Source organism: Lacunisphaera limnophila, assembly GCF_001746835.1.
Taxonomy (GTDB): Bacteria; Verrucomicrobiota; Verrucomicrobiia; order Opitutales; family Opitutaceae; genus Lacunisphaera; species Lacunisphaera limnophila.
Window position 1 is genome coordinate 675,603 of the sequence record NZ_CP016094.1, and the last position, 15,612, is coordinate 691,214.

The 15,612-nt window shown below is 67.4% G+C and carries 6 protein-coding genes; 5 read left to right on the forward strand and 1 reads right to left on the reverse strand.

From position 1 onward, the window contains the following. Positions 1–13: 13 nt before the first annotated feature. From Verru16B_RS03000 to Verru16B_RS03010, 3 genes are all read left to right on the forward strand, one after another. The gene (locus Verru16B_RS03000) at positions 14–1,435 is read left to right on the forward strand and encodes an MFS transporter (RefSeq protein WP_069960896.1); all 1,422 of its coding nucleotides are present in this window, start codon (positions 14–16) and stop codon (positions 1,433–1,435) included. A 150-nt stretch (positions 1,436–1,585) separates the two neighbouring features. Then, positions 1,586–2,746, forward strand: a complete 1,161-nt coding sequence (locus tag Verru16B_RS03005) for a XylR family transcriptional regulator (protein ID WP_069960897.1) — start codon at positions 1,586–1,588, stop codon at positions 2,744–2,746. 342 nt (positions 2,747–3,088) lie between these two features. Next, positions 3,089–6,655 (forward strand): TonB-dependent receptor plug domain-containing protein, encoded by a 3,567-nt coding sequence (locus tag Verru16B_RS03010; RefSeq protein WP_069960898.1) that lies wholly within the window; start codon positions 3,089–3,091, stop codon positions 6,653–6,655. Positions 6,656–7,208: 553 nt separating this feature from the next. Here the strand turns inward: Verru16B_RS03010 and Verru16B_RS03015 are convergent. Further along, positions 7,209–10,562 carry a VCBS repeat-containing protein gene (locus Verru16B_RS03015; RefSeq protein WP_083270055.1) on the reverse strand — a complete coding sequence of 1,118 codons (3,354 nt, stop codon included), beginning with the start codon at positions 10,560–10,562 and terminating at the stop codon, positions 7,209–7,211. A gap of 134 nt (positions 10,563–10,696) precedes the next feature. On the opposite strand from Verru16B_RS03015, the gene Verru16B_RS03020 reads away from it, so the two are divergent. Both Verru16B_RS03020 and Verru16B_RS03025 read left to right on the forward strand, forming a co-directional pair. After that, a complete protein-coding gene (locus Verru16B_RS03020) occupies positions 10,697–13,111 on the forward strand; it encodes a hypothetical protein (protein WP_069960899.1) in 2,415 nt (804 codons plus the stop codon). A gap of 70 nt (positions 13,112–13,181) precedes the next feature. Beyond that, positions 13,182–15,596 (forward strand): hypothetical protein, encoded by a 2,415-nt coding sequence (locus Verru16B_RS03025; RefSeq protein WP_069960900.1) that lies wholly within the window; start codon positions 13,182–13,184, stop codon positions 15,594–15,596. Positions 15,597–15,612 lie beyond the last annotated feature (16 nt).

Sequence of the window (15,612 nt, forward strand, 5' to 3'; positions counted from 1 at the left end):
ACCCCCCGTCCCCATGACCCAGAATCAAGAAACCAAACTTCCGTTCCGCGAGATGCTCGCCTTTGGCTGCGGCGATTTCGCCTCCGTCCTCTACTGGCAGACGTTCATGCGTTACCTGCCGTATTATTACACCGAGGTCTTTGGCATCACCGCGGGCGCCCTGGCCACGATGCTGCTCATCAGCCGCATCTGGGACGGCGTGAACGACCCCATCATCGGCATGCTGGCCGACCGCACGGAGTCCCGCTGGGGCAAGTTCCGGCCCTTCATCCTCTTCGGCTGCGTGCCGTTCGCCATCTTCGGCGTGCTCACCTTCACCACCCCCGATCTCGGCATGACGGGCAAGCTCATCTGGGCCTACCTCACCTACAACGGCCTCATGATGCTCTACACCACGGTCAACATCCCCTACACCGCGCTGATGGGCGTGATGACCAGCAACCCCGTCGAGCGCACGCGCCTCTCCTCGATCAAGTTCGTCTTCGCCTTCTCCGCCGGCATGGTGATCTCCGCCACGCTCCTGCCCATGGTCTCGGCCCTCGGCGGTGACCTCAACCCCCAGCGCGGCTGGCAGCTGGCCTTCGCCGTGGTCGGCATCGCCGCCATCGGCTTCTTCCTCATCACGGTCTTCGGCACCAAGGAGCGCATCAAGCCCGCCCCCGAGGCCAACACCTCCGTGGTCCGCGACCTGAAGTTCCTCGTCACCAACAATGCCTGGGTGCTGCTCCTCTGCACCACCCTGACCTGGATCCTCTTCATCGCCCTGCGCAGCTCGGTCTCGGCCCACTACTTCAAATACTACCTGTACAACGGCTCGCCGGAGACGCCGCTGCCCTTCCTCGGCCGGGAATTCACCCTCGATGTGCTGCTCTCGTCCTTCAACACCCTCGGCCAGGCCGCCTCGGTGGGCGGCGTGCTGATGGTCAGCGTCATCGCCTCCCGCTTCCCCAAGAAGGGCCTCTTCATCAGCCTCTTCGTGCTGCAGATCGTGAACTATGTCGCCTTCTACTTCCTGCAGCCGGGCCAGCTCGGGGCCATCTTCATCCTCGAGATCGTGGGCAGCTTCTTCGGTGCCCCGCTGCCCGTCCTGATGTGGGCCATGTACGCCGACACCGCCGACTACGGCGAGTGGAAGAGCGGCCGCCGCACCACCGCACTGGTGTTCTCCGCCTCGACCATGAGCCAGAAATTCGGCTGGGCCCTCGCGGCGTTCCTCGCCTTCCAGCTCCTCCAGTTTGTCGGCTTCCAGGCCAACGTCATCCCCTCCGACGCCGTCAAGGGCAGCCTCGTCAGCCTGATGAGCATCTACCCCGCCCTGCTCGGCGTGGTCTCGATCGTGATCTTCCTGTTCTATCCGCTCACGGAAAAGCGGATGATCGAGATCAACACCGAACTTAGCGCCCGCCGCCAGAAAGCCGGCCCCGCCCCGGCCTGATCCGGCCCGCGCCCGGCGCGCCGCGCCGGTTCCCTCAGGCCGCCCGACCGGGCGGCCTTTTTTTGCCACCGCAAGACTGCACGACATGATGCTGGCGTCGCCGCTCCACGCGGGCTTGCGCCGCATGGCGGCGAAGCTAGCGTGCGCCTCATGCGGCCGCAGGTGCTCCTGATTTTCCAGACCCGTTTCGAAGAGTGCACCGCCATGCTCAAGGGCATCGCGCACTTCGAGCGCAGCCACCAGCTCTGGATCGGTTTTCTCGACGACGAGGCCCGCGCCGAGCAGGACCCGCAGTGGTTGCGCAGCAAGCGCTGGGACGGTGTGATCAGCCGCCACACCACCGCCGGGCTCGCGCAGATGTGCGCCGAGCTGAAGCTCCCGCTCGTCGACCTCAACGACTCTGAGCCGTTTGCCGGCGTGCCGAAGATCCGGCCCGATAACGTCGGTCTCGGCCATCTCGGCGCCGAGCACTTCATCGAGCGCGGCTACCAGCACTTCGGCTTCGCCGGCTTCGCCAACAACGGCTGGTCGCGCGAACGCCGCGACGGCTTCACCGAGGCCCTGCGCCTCGCCGGCAAGACCTGCGATGTGTTCGACGTCAACTACCCCGGGGACTACACGCCGTTCTGGGACACCCAGCAGATCGACGCCCTGGTCCGCTGGCTCACCGGGCTGCCCCGGCCGGTGGGCATCATGGCGTGCAATGATATGCGCGCCCAGCAGGTCATCAGCGCCGCCCACGCCTGCGACATCCTCGTGCCGGAAGAGGTCGCCGTGCTCGGCGCCAACAACGAGCCCATCCGCTGCGAACTCGCCTACCCGCCGCTTTCCAGCGTCAGCCCCAACGCCTTTCAGTCCGGCTACAAGGCCGCCGAGGTCCTCGCCGGGTTGATGAACCAGCAGCCCCCCGACTCCTTTGACCTGCGGATCGAGCCCGTCGGCGTCGCCGTTCGTCCCTCCACCGATGTGCTGGCCATCGACGATCGCAGCGTGACGACCGCCCTGAGTTATATCCGGCAAAAGGCCTGCAGCGGCCTGAGCGTCGACACAGTTGTAAAAATCGCCCACGCCTCTCGCAGCCAGCTGGAGAAGAAATTCCGCCGTTATCTCGGCCGTTCCCCCCAGGCCGAAATTCGCCGGGTCCAAGTCGCCAAAATCAAACAGCTGCTCATGGAGACCGACTACCCCTTGAAGAGAATCGCGGATATGACTGGCTTTGAACATGTTGAATACATGTCCGTCGTTTTCAAGCGCCTCACGGGCGACTCGCCCGGCGGTTTTCGCAAGCGGACCCAGATCAATCGCGGCTAATTTCCGGTCTTCCCGGGGTCCGTCCCGCGGTCAGGGGGTATTTTGGAGAATTTTGAACGTGGGAATATGTCTTAATATCGCGGCAACGAATCTCATTTGAAGTACGCGCAAGCCCCGGTATAGTCCTCCCGCTGCAATGCTGTGTCCTAATGGCCTGCAGTGACGGTTATTATTAACCGTGTTTCACCCCTAACCCAAAATATGACCATGAATCGCCTGACCGTGCGGTCACGTGCCCTTGTTGGCGCGTCCGCACTTTGTCTTGCTACCGTGTTGCGCCTTAACGCGCAAACTACTGCCCCCACACAGGGCCAAAACCCCGCGGAGCTCGAAGAAACCCTCGTGCTCTCCCCGTTCGTGGTGGACGCGTCGGAAGACGCCGACAGCTACGCCGCCAAGAGCACCCTGGCCGGCACGCGCGTGCGTACCGAGCTCAAGGACGTCGCGTCCGCGATCTCCGTCGTCACGAAGCAGTTCATGCGTGACACCGGTGCGACCGACAGCGCCTCCCTGCTGCAGTACACGACGAACACCGAAGTCGGTGGTCTCGGCGGTAACTTCTCCGGCAACGCCGGCGGCCTGCAGTTCAACGAGGACAGCTCCCTCCGCCGCCCGAACACCAACACCCGCGTGCGCGGTTTGGATTCGGCCGACAACACCCGCGACTATTTCCTGACGGAAATTCCGTGGGACGGCTACAACGTCGACCGCGTCGACCTGCAGCGCGGACCCAACTCCATCCTGTTCGGCGTCGGCAGCCCGGCCGGTATCATCAATACCTCGGTCAACAGCGCGACGTTCAAGAACAAGAACTCGTTCGAGAACCGCATCGACAAGTTCGGCTCCATGCGTTTCACGGCCGACTTCAACTACGTGCTCCTGCCGAATGAGCTGGCCGTCCGCGTGGCCGCCCTCGACGACAAGAGCCAGTACCGCCAGGAACCGGCCTACAACCACGACAAGCGCGTCTTCGGCGCCATTCGTTACACGCCGCAGCTGTTCGGCGAAGGTGCCAACACCTCGATCCGCGCCAACTTCGAGAGCGGCAAGGTCAACGCCAACCGCCCCCGCACGCTGCCCCCGGTCGACTCCATCACGCCGTGGTTCTACACCGGCACGGACGGCCAGGGCAACCTGATGCTCAACAAGTTCACCTACGATGCGAGCAAGGTCAACCCGGGCAACGCCCCCTTCAACCGCGACAATCGCGGCGCCTATCCCTTCGCCTACCTGAACAACGGTGCGGTCGGCCGCCAGTTCTGGACCAGCATCGTGGGCTTCTATGGCAACAACGAGGACTCCAATGCCACCTTCATCATGCAGCCGGGTGGCGGCTCCGGCCGCAACGGCATCGGGCCGAACGGTCAGCCTGACCTCGGCATCGGTGGTCTCCCCAGCGCCCGCGCCGTGGGTATCACCAGCTTCTCCAGCTACATGATCGCCTCCGGCCTCCCCGGCGGCGCGAACTATGCCGACCGCTCCCTGAGCGACCCGACGATCTTCGACTTCTACAACAACCTGATCGACGGTAACAACAAGTTCGAGTGGCAGAACTGGAACTCGGGCAATGTCGCCATCGCCCAGACCTTCCTCAACGACCGCGTCGGCTTCGAGGCGGTCCTCGACTACCAGCGCTACAAGGACGGCGCCCGCGTCTTCCTCGGCAACTCCGACACGTACAAGATCGGCATCGACCTGATGTCGCACTTCCATGACGGCACCGCGAACCCCAACGTGGGCCGCGCGTATGTCGCCAACTCCACGGAGCGCGCCAACAACATGGCCGACATCGAGCGCGACGGTCTGCGCTTCACCGGTTACGCGGAACTCCGCGCCGATGACTTCCTCGATAAGTCCTCCAAGCTCGCGAAGATCCTCGGCCGCCACGTCCTCACCGGCCTGGTTAGCCAGGACGAGAAGCGCGTGTTCGACCGCAGCTGGGCGACCTCGGCCGCCACCGCTGACTACACGGCGTTCACGGGTGAGAGCAACAACCTCAGCTCCCACTTCCGCTCGTACGACTTCGTCTCCTACATCAGCGAAACCAGCCTCGCCAGCCGCACGTCGGCTTCGGGCGCCTTCCTGAGCCGGGTGAACAACATCGTCCGCGCCCCCAACCAGGCCCTCGTCCGCGTGTTCGACAACCACTGGGCCCGTTCCACGACGCCCGGCGACGCGAACTACGTCGATCCGGCCGCTGCCTACTCCTGGTGGGGCCTCAACTCCCAGCTGCCCTTCATGCCCGCCAACAACGGCCTGATCAGCACCGGCACCCAGTCCGAGAACCCCGCCAACTACGTCGGCTGGCGCAACATGGTGGTGGACATGCTCGACGCCGACAACGGCGACATCGACGCCCTCACCACCGGTTCCAACCGCTCGCTCGGCATCAACCGCTCCCAGGGTCTCACCTGGCAGGGTTACATGTTCGGCGATGTCCTCGTCCCGGTCTTCGGCTGGCGCAAGGATCGCATCGAGAACTCGAACTACAGCGGCACCCCCGACGCCCTCGGCGTCGTGAGCACCGACTTCAACATCCCGGAATCCCGCAAGAACTTCGCCACCGGCGAGAGCAAGAGCTGGGGCGCCGTCCTGCACGTGCCGGCCAAGTGGACCTCGTTCCTCCCGGCCAGCACGACCGTCAGCGGTTTCTTCAATCGTTCCGAGAACTTCAAGGCTGACGCCATCCGTGGCGACGTCTTCGGCAACGCCATCCCGAACCCCCTCGGCAAGACCAAGGAATACGGCGTGGTGATCAGCACCCTCGACGACAAGCTGACCCTCAAGGTCACGAAGTATGAGACCACCGTCGCCAATGCCACCCTGCCGGGCAGCAATCCCCTCGGCCAGAACAGCTACTTCCTGTGGGCGGTCCCCGTCTGGGGCACGGCCTTCGTGACGAACGCTGACCAGGGCATCAAGGGCAACAACGACAACAACTCGTGGGCCTGGAACTACGCGGCGAACGATGACTCCGCCGCCCCGCAGTTCCGTAATCCTGACCAGTCCCTCAACCAGGCCTGGCAGAACCACCCCAGCACGATCCGCGAGAAGGCGGCCATCGATGCCTGGCGCCAGCTGCCCCTCGAGCAGAGCTTCTTCGGCGCCTACGGTGGCGAAGTGGCCCTGATCAACGTCGAAGCCATGCGCGCCGGCAACTGGCCCGCGGCCGACCCGATCTGGCAGCAGAAGTTCGACAACCAGCCGGGCCCCGGCGGCACCGGCTTCGGCACGGGCACGTTCACCGTCGACACCGTCTCCAAGGGTTACGAGATCGAGCTGCTCGCGCAGCCCACCAAGAACTGGAATGTCTCCGTCAACGCCTCCAAGACCTTCGCCTCCCGCGCCGCCCTGGCGCCGACGATCGTCACGCTGATGGAAGAGATGACCACGTTCCTCGCGGGTCCCGCCGGTGACATCCGCCTCTGGGGCGGTGGCGCCTCCAACGCCCTGCGCCTCCAGTGGCAGAACAACATCGTGAATCCGTACAACACGTTCAAGTCGCAGGAAGGCAGCAATGCCCCTGAGATCGCTCCCTGGCGCTTCAACGCCGTCACCACCTACAACTTCAGCGAAGGTCGCCTGAAGGGTTCGTGGATCGGTGGTGCGTACCGCTGGGAAGACAAGCGCGTGCTGGGCTACCAGTTCGACCCCACCATCGGCAACACCGGTGGCGCCCTCGACATCACCAAGCCCTGGAAGAGCGACACGGATGCTCACCTCGACATGTGGATCGGTCACTCCCGCAAGATCTCCGAAAAGATCAACTGGCGCGTGCAGCTCAACCTGCGCAGCGTCGGCGAGAGCACCGGCCTGGTCCCGGTCAGCTTGAATCCGGACGGCACCGTCGCCTTCTCCCGCATTCAGGAAGGTATGGTCTGGCAGCTGACCAACACCTTCGAGTTCTAAGCCGGGTTTCAAACCCTGCTAGTTCTGGACACTTCAGTCCGGCGGCCCAAAGCCGCCGGACTTTTTCTTGCCCAAATCCCAGCCGGCACCGCCGCAGTTCATGCCGATAGCCCCCACCACGTGGAGCCGGGGTCGCTGACCCTGGACAACGTCAACCCGCGCCCGCTCCCCGACCAGATTCACCGACGCCGCCCACAGCTCGCGGCCCTTGCCAATGCCATGGTGAAGCGCCTTGCCCCAAGGCGCTCGATCGAAGCGCCCCGCCGCAACGCGCCGGCCTCTTTCATCTTGAAGAGCTGCTCGCGAGCACGACCGCACGCGCTCGCGCGGCGGAGCTGCCAGATCGCCTGCGAGCCAGCACCTTCATTACCACCAGTCAGTGCGCGGCTCTTGCCGGCCCTTTATACCAGCGTCCCGGCGCTTTTTGACCTTTGGGCTATTCGAAGTTGTAGGGCGGGGTCGCCGAACCCCGCCTCGGTGCGATCACTTTGCCGCGTGCGAGGCGGGGTTCGGCGACCCCGCCCTACACTCCGAAATCTTGGGCCGTTTGGTATTACTTCCGCCCCTGGTTCCGAAACGCCAGCGTGCTCCCGTGATTCCGGCTCACTAGGAAATCCGGCCAGCCATCCCGATCAAGATCCAGCACCACGACGGCCTTCGCCTCGCCCGGCACCACCAGACCGCTCTCCACCGGAGCCACGGCTTGAAAACCCCCGCGACCATCGCCGCGTAACAGCTGGCTGAGCCCGCCGTCGAAACGCCCCACCACCGGCGTGGGCGCATGGGAATTTTGCACGGCATAAAGGTCGGCGTGACCGTCACGATCAAAGTCTCCGGTCACGCTTGCGGTCAGCGGCGCAAGCTGGGCGACCCGCGGCAGCGCCTCGAAACGGTAGCGCCCGTCCGGCTGGCTCAGGAACACGCCGCTCCGCAATTCCGTCGCCGCGAAGCGCTGCGCCTGCGCCAGCTTCGGCTCCCCCACGATCTCGCCCAGCGTGGCCCGGGCGTAGAAGTCATTCCGCGGATAACGCTGCAGGATCGACGGAATCGCCGCCCCCAGGTCCCGGCGGGTGCGCCGCGGATAGACTTTGCCCCCCTCGTAATACGCCTCGATCAGGAGCGGGCCGGAGCCCTCGCGGAATACGCCGTTATATAACAGGGTCGGCGCCTCGGCGGACGCGTGATACGGCGTGTTCAGGCCGACGTTGCCCGCGACGAAATCCGGCCGGCCATCCCCGTTGAAATCGGCCGCCGCCAGCGACTGCCACCAGCCCGTGCCGGCCGCGGCAAACCCCGCCGCCTCCGTCCGGTCCTCCAAACCCCGACCCTGCCGGTTGTGGAAGTATTTCACGTGACCCCATTCCAGCGTCAGCAACAGATCCGGCCACTCATCGCCATCCACATCACTCCAGAGCGCCGCCGTCACCAGGCCCACCTCCCCCAGTCCCGGCGCGAGCTCGGCCGTGACATCGACAAAGCCGCCCGCCCGGTTGGCGAGCAGGACGCTGCGCGGGGTGTCCGGGTATTGGTTGGGCACCAGCCGCGCGCCGAGGAAAAGATCCGGGCGGCCGTCGCGGTCAAAATCCGCCGCTCCCGCCGCGCCGGCGCTCATCGACAATGTCGGCATGACTCCGGGGCCGGCCGGCTGCAGGCCGCTGCCGGAATTCATCAGCAACCGCGGTTGGTAATCCGCGGCTCCCGCCGGCTGGCTGTTGCCCCCCTTGGTGATCAACAAATCGTTCCGCCCGTCGCCATCCGCATCGAAAATCAGGACCGGGCCGTCATTGACCGTGCCGCCGGTCAGCGTCGGCGGCAGCTTCAATTCCGCATACGGACCCGCCGCCGTGCCGAACAGGATCCGGGTCTCGTCGCGCGTCGTGCCCCCCATCAGAATGTCGTCCTGACCGTCGCCGTTGACGTCGCCCACCGCCAGCGCGGGTCCCCGGCGGTTGAACCGGAGCGGCAGCAGCCGCTGCTGCGCGATCTCATCGATCGAGTCTTCGCGCGCGGTCCAGGCCAGATTGCTCGCGCGGCTCACCTCCGCGAATTGCGCCACCGGCGGCGCGGCCGGCTCCATCCGGGGCGCCGCCCCAGCGGGCTCGGTGAGGGTGTATCGCTGGTCGGCCGCCAGGTTCTCGAACACCTGCCGGTGCCCACTCGGCCAGGTGACTTCCACCCGTTTCGCCACCGCGTCCGCGCCGAGCCCGAAATGCACCACCGGCTCGCTGGTGGACATGTAGCCGCGCGCCAGCACGAGCTGCCGGACTTGCCCGCCCGCGGCGCTTTCCACCCGCACCGTGGCGCCAACCCCCAGCCGATTCGAGGTCGTGCCCCGCAAGCCGAGGACCAGGCGGTGGCCGTCCGGCGCATCATTGCGCAGGACCGTCGGCCCGGCCTCGAAGTTGGTATAAACCAGATCGAGGTCACCGTCGCCATCCAGGTCACCGAAGGCCGTGCCAAAACTCACGCCCCGCTGATCCAGCCCCCACGCCGCCGCGACCGGCTCGAACCGCAGGTCGCCGAGATTGCGATACGCCAGGTTGGCCTCCTTCAACACCGGACCGCTGCGGGCGATGCGGATGCGCTCCACCGCGCTCTCCGCCGTCATCATCTTGGTCAACAGATCCGTGTTGTGGATCTCGCGGTGCATGCCGTTGGTGATGTGGACGTCCAGCCGGCCGTCATTGTCGAGATCCTCGAACCGCACCGACCAGGTCCAATCCGTGGCCGCCAGGCCGGTGAGGTGGGCCGCCTCCTGCATGCGGCCCGTGCCGGTGTTCAGGTACAGGGCGTTCCGCAGGTAGTTGGGCGCCGCCGGGTCATCATCCCGCGGATCCCGGGTCCGCGCCCGGGTGTCCGCCATCGTCCGCTGGTCCTTCTGGTGCGTGCTCGCCGCCATGTCGGCGACGAGGAAATCGATCCGGCCGTCGTTGTTCAGGTCGCCCTGGTCCGCGCCCATCGAGGAGTAGGTCGTGTGCGGTACGACCTGGTCGATCACGTTCGTGAACGTGCCGTCGCGATTGTTCCGGTACAGGAAGTCAGGCACCGCAAAATCGTTCGCCACGTACAGATCCGGCCAGCCGTCGTGGTCGTAGTCCCACCACGTGGCGGAATTTCCCTGCGTTTCCAGCCGGCTCATCCCGGCCGCATCGGTCACGTTGCGGAAGGTGCCATCGCCGTTGTTGCGGAACAGGTAGTCCCGCTGCCCGCCGGGGCTCCGCGAATTGTCGAGGAGGTTGGTGAGCAGGTAGACATCGAGCCAGCCGTCGCGGTCATAATCGCAGAACGCCGCCATGGTGGTGGCATCGCTCACCGCCAAGCCGTGGGCGGCGGCGGCTTCCTTGAAGGTCCCGTCGCCCTGGTTGACGTAGAGGAGGTTCGGCGCGCCGAAGCGGCAGACGTAGATATCGAGCCACCCATCATTGTTGATGTCGGCCATGGCCGCGCCCTGTTTCCAGGCCCCGCTCGCCTCACCCGGGTCGCCCACCCCGGCCCGTACGGTCACGTCTTCAAATTTGAATCCGCCCAGATTCCGGAACAACCGGGCACTCTCAATCTTGCTCACCACGAAGACATCCGGCCGGCCGTCCTGGTCGACGTCGCCGATCGCCACGCCACACCCGATCGCCCCGATCTCAAACTCGTGGTAAAGCTCGTTCCACATCCGCGGATCGCCATAGGCGTTCGCGGTCACCAACCCGGTCTGCTCGGGCGCCAGCGCCGTGAACATCGTGGGGCCGGCCGGAGCCGAGCGCCCTGCCAGGGGCCGGGCCTCGATCCCGCCGGGCTGCGCCCCTGCGGCTGGCGCGAGCCCCAGGCTCAAGGCCAGCAGACCCCACCGGTAAAGCGGGTGGCGGCGGAGGGATCGCCCCACCCAGTGGAAGGCATGCACGACGCTCGAAATCATCGGTCTCCAGTGGACAATTCTCCCTCGGCGGAGTCAAGGGAACGGGGCCCGCGGCCGCCTAATTCCGGGCTTTGCTTTGGAGGTGTTTCCGCGTGTCATTCCGGCTTGTCCGCCACCCCCGTTTTCCTCTCCCCATGAGCCCCTTTTTTCCGCCCTCCGCCCGTGTCTGGCTGGGGGCGTTGCTGGTGGCGCTCGGCTTCACGATCTGGGTCGATGCCCGTCGCATCGAGCGCCTCGACCACATCGCGGCCCTCACCCGCAGCGAAGCCGTGCCCAGCCCGGCTTCCCCCACCGGTTACACCGGCCAACTCCGGGAATGGGTGCTGCCCGATCACGAGGGTCGGAGCTCTGAGTGGATCACCCAGGCCCAGCACCTGCTCGCGGGTGGCGATTGGCGCGTGCGCCACGTCACCGCGGAGAACGCCCCCCACGGCCGCCCGAGCCATGCAACCGCGCCCTACCGCGCGTGGCTCGCGCTCGTGGCCCGGGGCCACCAGCTTCTGACCGGCCAGCCAGCCGGCATCGCGGTGGAACGCGCCGCCCGCTATGCCGACCCGCTGCTGCACCTGCTGTTGCTCACCGGGGTCACCTTGTTCGCCGCCCGCCATTTTGGCCCGGGACCGGCTGTCGTCGCGGCCCTCGCCGGGGCCACCCTGTTTCCCTTCGCCGCCTCGTTCGCGCCCGGCGTGCCCGACGATTCCTCGCTGGGTCTGCTCTGCGCCGTGGGGTCGTTGCTGCCCTTGATCGCGGGACTGTGTGCCACCGCGCGGGTGGCCTCGACCCCGCGTGGCTTTGCGGTGGCCGGCGTTTTCGGCGGACTCGGCTGCTGGATCAATCCCGCGGCGCAGATCCCGCTCCTGCTCGGCCTCGCCGGCGGCGCCCTCCTCGCCGCCTGGCTGCGGCGGACGGGCGCACCGTTGGCCCCGCTCCCCTGGCGGATCTGGTCGATCAGCGGCGCGATCACGGTGCTGCTCGCCAGCTTGATCGAATTTTTCCCGGATCATCTCGGCGCCTGGGAAATGCGCGCCGTCCACCCGCTCTACGGCCTGGCCTGGCTCGGCGGGGGCGAGCTCCTCGCCCGCGCCTCGCGCTGGATCGAAGGCGGACGCGCGTCATGGCACCCGCGCGAGCTCGGCCCCGCCGTCCTGGCGCTGGCCGCCTTGCTCAGTGTGCCGGGCGTGATGATCATCACCGGCAACCCCGGCTTCCTCGCCGCCGACCTGCTCTCCTTGCGCCTGACGCGGCTGCCGGACGCGCCGCTCGCCGCCAACCTCGACGCCTGGCTGCGGGAGGACGGATTCAACGCCGCCCTGTTCGCGACGTTGGCCCCGCTGCTGGTGACCGTCGCGGCGCTCGCGCTGGTGGCGCGACGCGGCCCCGGATCCAACCCGCGTCCGGCGCTGGCCGTTCTGCTGGGCGCGGGATTGGTCACGTTCGCCCTGGCCACCCTGCAGCTCAAGTCGTGGGCCTTGTTCGATGTCACGGTGCTGGCGTTGCTGCTCCCCTTGGTCGCCAGCGCGGCCGGGCTCAGCCGCGGGCTTCGCCTGATCGGGTCCGCCCTGCTTCTGGCCGTCTGCCTGTCCGGGGCCTGGCAACTCCTCCCGCCACGCCACGCCGCCACCGACAACAGTCTCACCGTGGCCGAGGCCCTCGGCCTCGCTGAGCGGGATCTCGCGCACTGGCTCGCGCAGCGGCGCCCGGCGCCGGAACCGGTGGTCGTCCTCGCCCCGCCGAACCTGACCACCACCCTGAACTATTATGGCAACCTCCAAGGCCTGGGCACGTTGTCGTGGGAAAACCAGACCGGCTTGGATTTCGCCGTCCGCATCGCGATCTCCACCTCGCGCGCCGAGACCATCGCCCTGCTGCGCCAGCGCGGCGTGACCCACATCGTGCTGCCTTCCTGGGACCTGTTCTTCGATCCGTACCTGCAGGCCGCCTCGATTCAGACCGGGGAACTGTTCTACCGGAGCCTGAACCGTTGGGCGCTGCCGCCGTGGCTCCGGCCGGTGCCCTACCAGCTGCCGGCCATCCCGGGATTTGAAAAGCAATACGTCCGGATCTTTGCGGTCGGGGAGGACCAGGAGGCTCCTGTCGCGGCCAGCCGCGTGACCGAGTACTTCATCGAGCAGGGCGAGTGGGACAACGCCCGGGCCTCGCACCAGACCCTGCTCAAGTATCCCGCGGACTTCGGCGTCCTCGTGGCCCGCGCGCGGCTTTGGGCCGCGCTCAACGACGCCGCCAATTTCACGCCCGTGTTCGAACCGCTGCTGCAACGCCTGGCCGCCGGGGCTGATCGCTACCTCCCCTGGGACCGGCGCGTCAGCCTCGCGCTGGTGTTGGCCCGCGGCAACCAGCTGCCGCTGGCCCGCGTGCAGGCGGAACGCTGCCTCGCGGAAATCAGCGAGGATCACCTGCGGACCCTCCCCACGAATGTGCTCTACCAGCTCCTTTATCTGAACCGGAGCTTCGGCCTGGAAATCGCCGATCCCCGCCTGCGCGCGCTCGCGCTGGAACTCCTGCCCGCCAAGCTGCGGGCCGGTCTCTGACCGCGGCGAGGCCGTGTTGCCTTCTCCCCTTGCCACCCTTTCCGCCCCCGCGAAAATCCGCCCGACCCGCATGAGCCCGCCTGCCTCTTCCTCCGCCCGCGCTTGGCTGGCCGTGCCCTTGCTGGCTTTCGGGTTTTTGCTCTGGACGCAGTCGGCCCACCGGGCGCGCGTGGTTCATGTCACCCAAGCCGTCCCCAGCGAGGCCGTGGTCCAGGCGGCCTCACCGACCGGCTATGCCGGCGGCATCCGGAATCTGGTCCTGCCGGAACAGAACCAGGACAGTGCGCACTGGATCGCCCAAACCCAACAGATGCTCGCAACGGGCGAGGGCCGCATCCGGCGGATTGACTACGAAAACGCTCCGTTCGGCCGCGAGGTGGCCGCGGCCTCACCCTACCGGTGGTGGCTCGGGCTCGTCGCTCGCTTCGACCGCTCGTTCTCCGACCGGCCGGCCGGGCAGGCAGTCGAATACGCCGCCCTGCTGGCCGATCCGTGGTGGCATCTGCTGCTGCTCGTCGCGGCCACGGGTTTCACGGGCTGGCGCTTCGGCCTCCGCGCCGCCACTCTGGTCTCCCTCGGGCTCGCGTTTCTCTTTCCGCTGGCCGCAGGGTTTCCCCCGGGCCTGCCTGGTGACCAGGGTCTCGCCCTCACCTGCTCCCTCGCGGGTGGGTTGATTCTCCTCGCCGGCCTCCGCCCGACGCCGGGCGCCGCCCGCTGGTTCTTCGCGGCAGGCGTCGCGGGCGGTTGCGGCCTTTGGGTGAGCGTGAGCGAAACCGTGCCGGTCATTTTGGGCCTCGCCGGCGGAGCGGTACTCGCGGCCTGGTTCACCCGGCGCGATCCCGGGGCGGCGCCCTTGCCGGGTCACTGGCTCGCGTGGTCGCTGGGCGGCGCCACCAGCAGCCTGCTGTTCTACCTCATCGAATATGCCCCGGACCATCTTGGGTCGTGGCAGCTCCGCTCCAACCATCCGCTCTACAGCCTGGCGTGGATCGGGCTGGGCATCGCGGTCTTTTTGGTCACGGGCTGGCTGCGCGGCGAAATCATCCCGGGGCGGGCCCGACTCGCGGGTGCGATTGGCGTCGCCGTCGCCGCCCTCGCCTCCCTGCCCTGGCAGATGCTCCGTGCCTCCGACCCTGGCTTCCTCGCCGTGGAGGCCTGGACCTTCCGCCTCACGCGCCTCCCGGGAAGCCCGGAGGCCGGCAGCATCTGGGCCTGGCTGAGCCGCGACGGCTTCTCAGCGGCCTCGGCAGCCACGCTGCTGCCCATGCTGCTCGTCCTCCCCGCGCTCTGGCTGCTCCGACGCCCGGACACAAACACCGCCGCCCGCGCCATCCTCGCCGTGACCCTCGGGCCGGTCTTGGTGGGACTGGGTTTCGCCGCCGCGCATCTCGGCCGGTGGAGCAATGTCGACGTCCTGCTCCTCACGCTGTTGGTGGCCGTCACCGTGGTCGTGGGCAACGCCACCCGGTCCCCGCTCACCCCCGGCCGTTGGCTTGCGGTGGTGGTACTGCTCCTCGCGCCCGGGGCCATCCCCCTCTGGCCTCCGACCAAGGCCCCGGCCGATGTCCCGCTCAACGAGGTCGAGGTCTCCGGCCTGATCGCGCGCGATCTCGCGCACTGGCTCGCCAAGCATGTCCCGTCCGGCCAGGCCGTCGTGCTGGCCCCGCCCAACGAGACCGTCGCGTTGCATTATTACGGCGGCTTGCGCGGGATCGCGACCCTCTCCTGGGAAAATCAGGCCGGGATCACCGCCGCCGTCCGCCTCTTCAGCGCCTCCAGCCCGCAGGAAGCCCTGGCCCTGGTCCAGAACCGCGGGGTGACTCACCTCGTCCTCCCGTCCTGGGATCGTACCCTCGACGAATTTGTCCGCCTCGGCGGCGGCCCCGCGGATCAGGCCTTCCTCGGCAGCCTCCGCCGGTGGGCGCAGCCCGGCTGGCTGCGCCCGGTCGCCTACCGGCTGCCCGCCGTGCCCGGGTACGAGGACCAGTCCGTGACGATCTTTGCCGTGGTCGAGGAACAGGAGGAGGTCGTCGCCCTCAGCCGGCTCGCCGAATACTTCGTGGAAATGGGCCGGCTCGACCTGGCCGCGCAGGTCAGCATGACGCTGCAAAAAATCCCCGCGGACCTCGGCGCCGGCATCGCCTGCGCCCACGTGGCCATGGCCCGGCGCGACGGCGCCGCCGTGAACGCGGCCCTTGCCCGCATCCTGCCCCAGTTGACCGCCGGGGCGGACCGCTGGCTGCCGTGGGACCAGCGCGTGAGTCTCGCCGTGGTGCTCGCCACCGGTGGTCACGCGGACCTCGCGCGCGGGCAGGTGCAACGCTGCCTCACGGACGCGGATGAGACCCGGCTGCGCTCCGCCTCGACCGGCGCCCTGTACCGGCTCGTGGTCCTCGCCCGACGGTTTGGTTTGTCCTTCCCGGATCCCCGGCTCCGCGCCACCGCCCTCGAACTCCTGCCACCCGAAACGCGGGCGCAACTCTAGGCACCAGGCCGGTCAC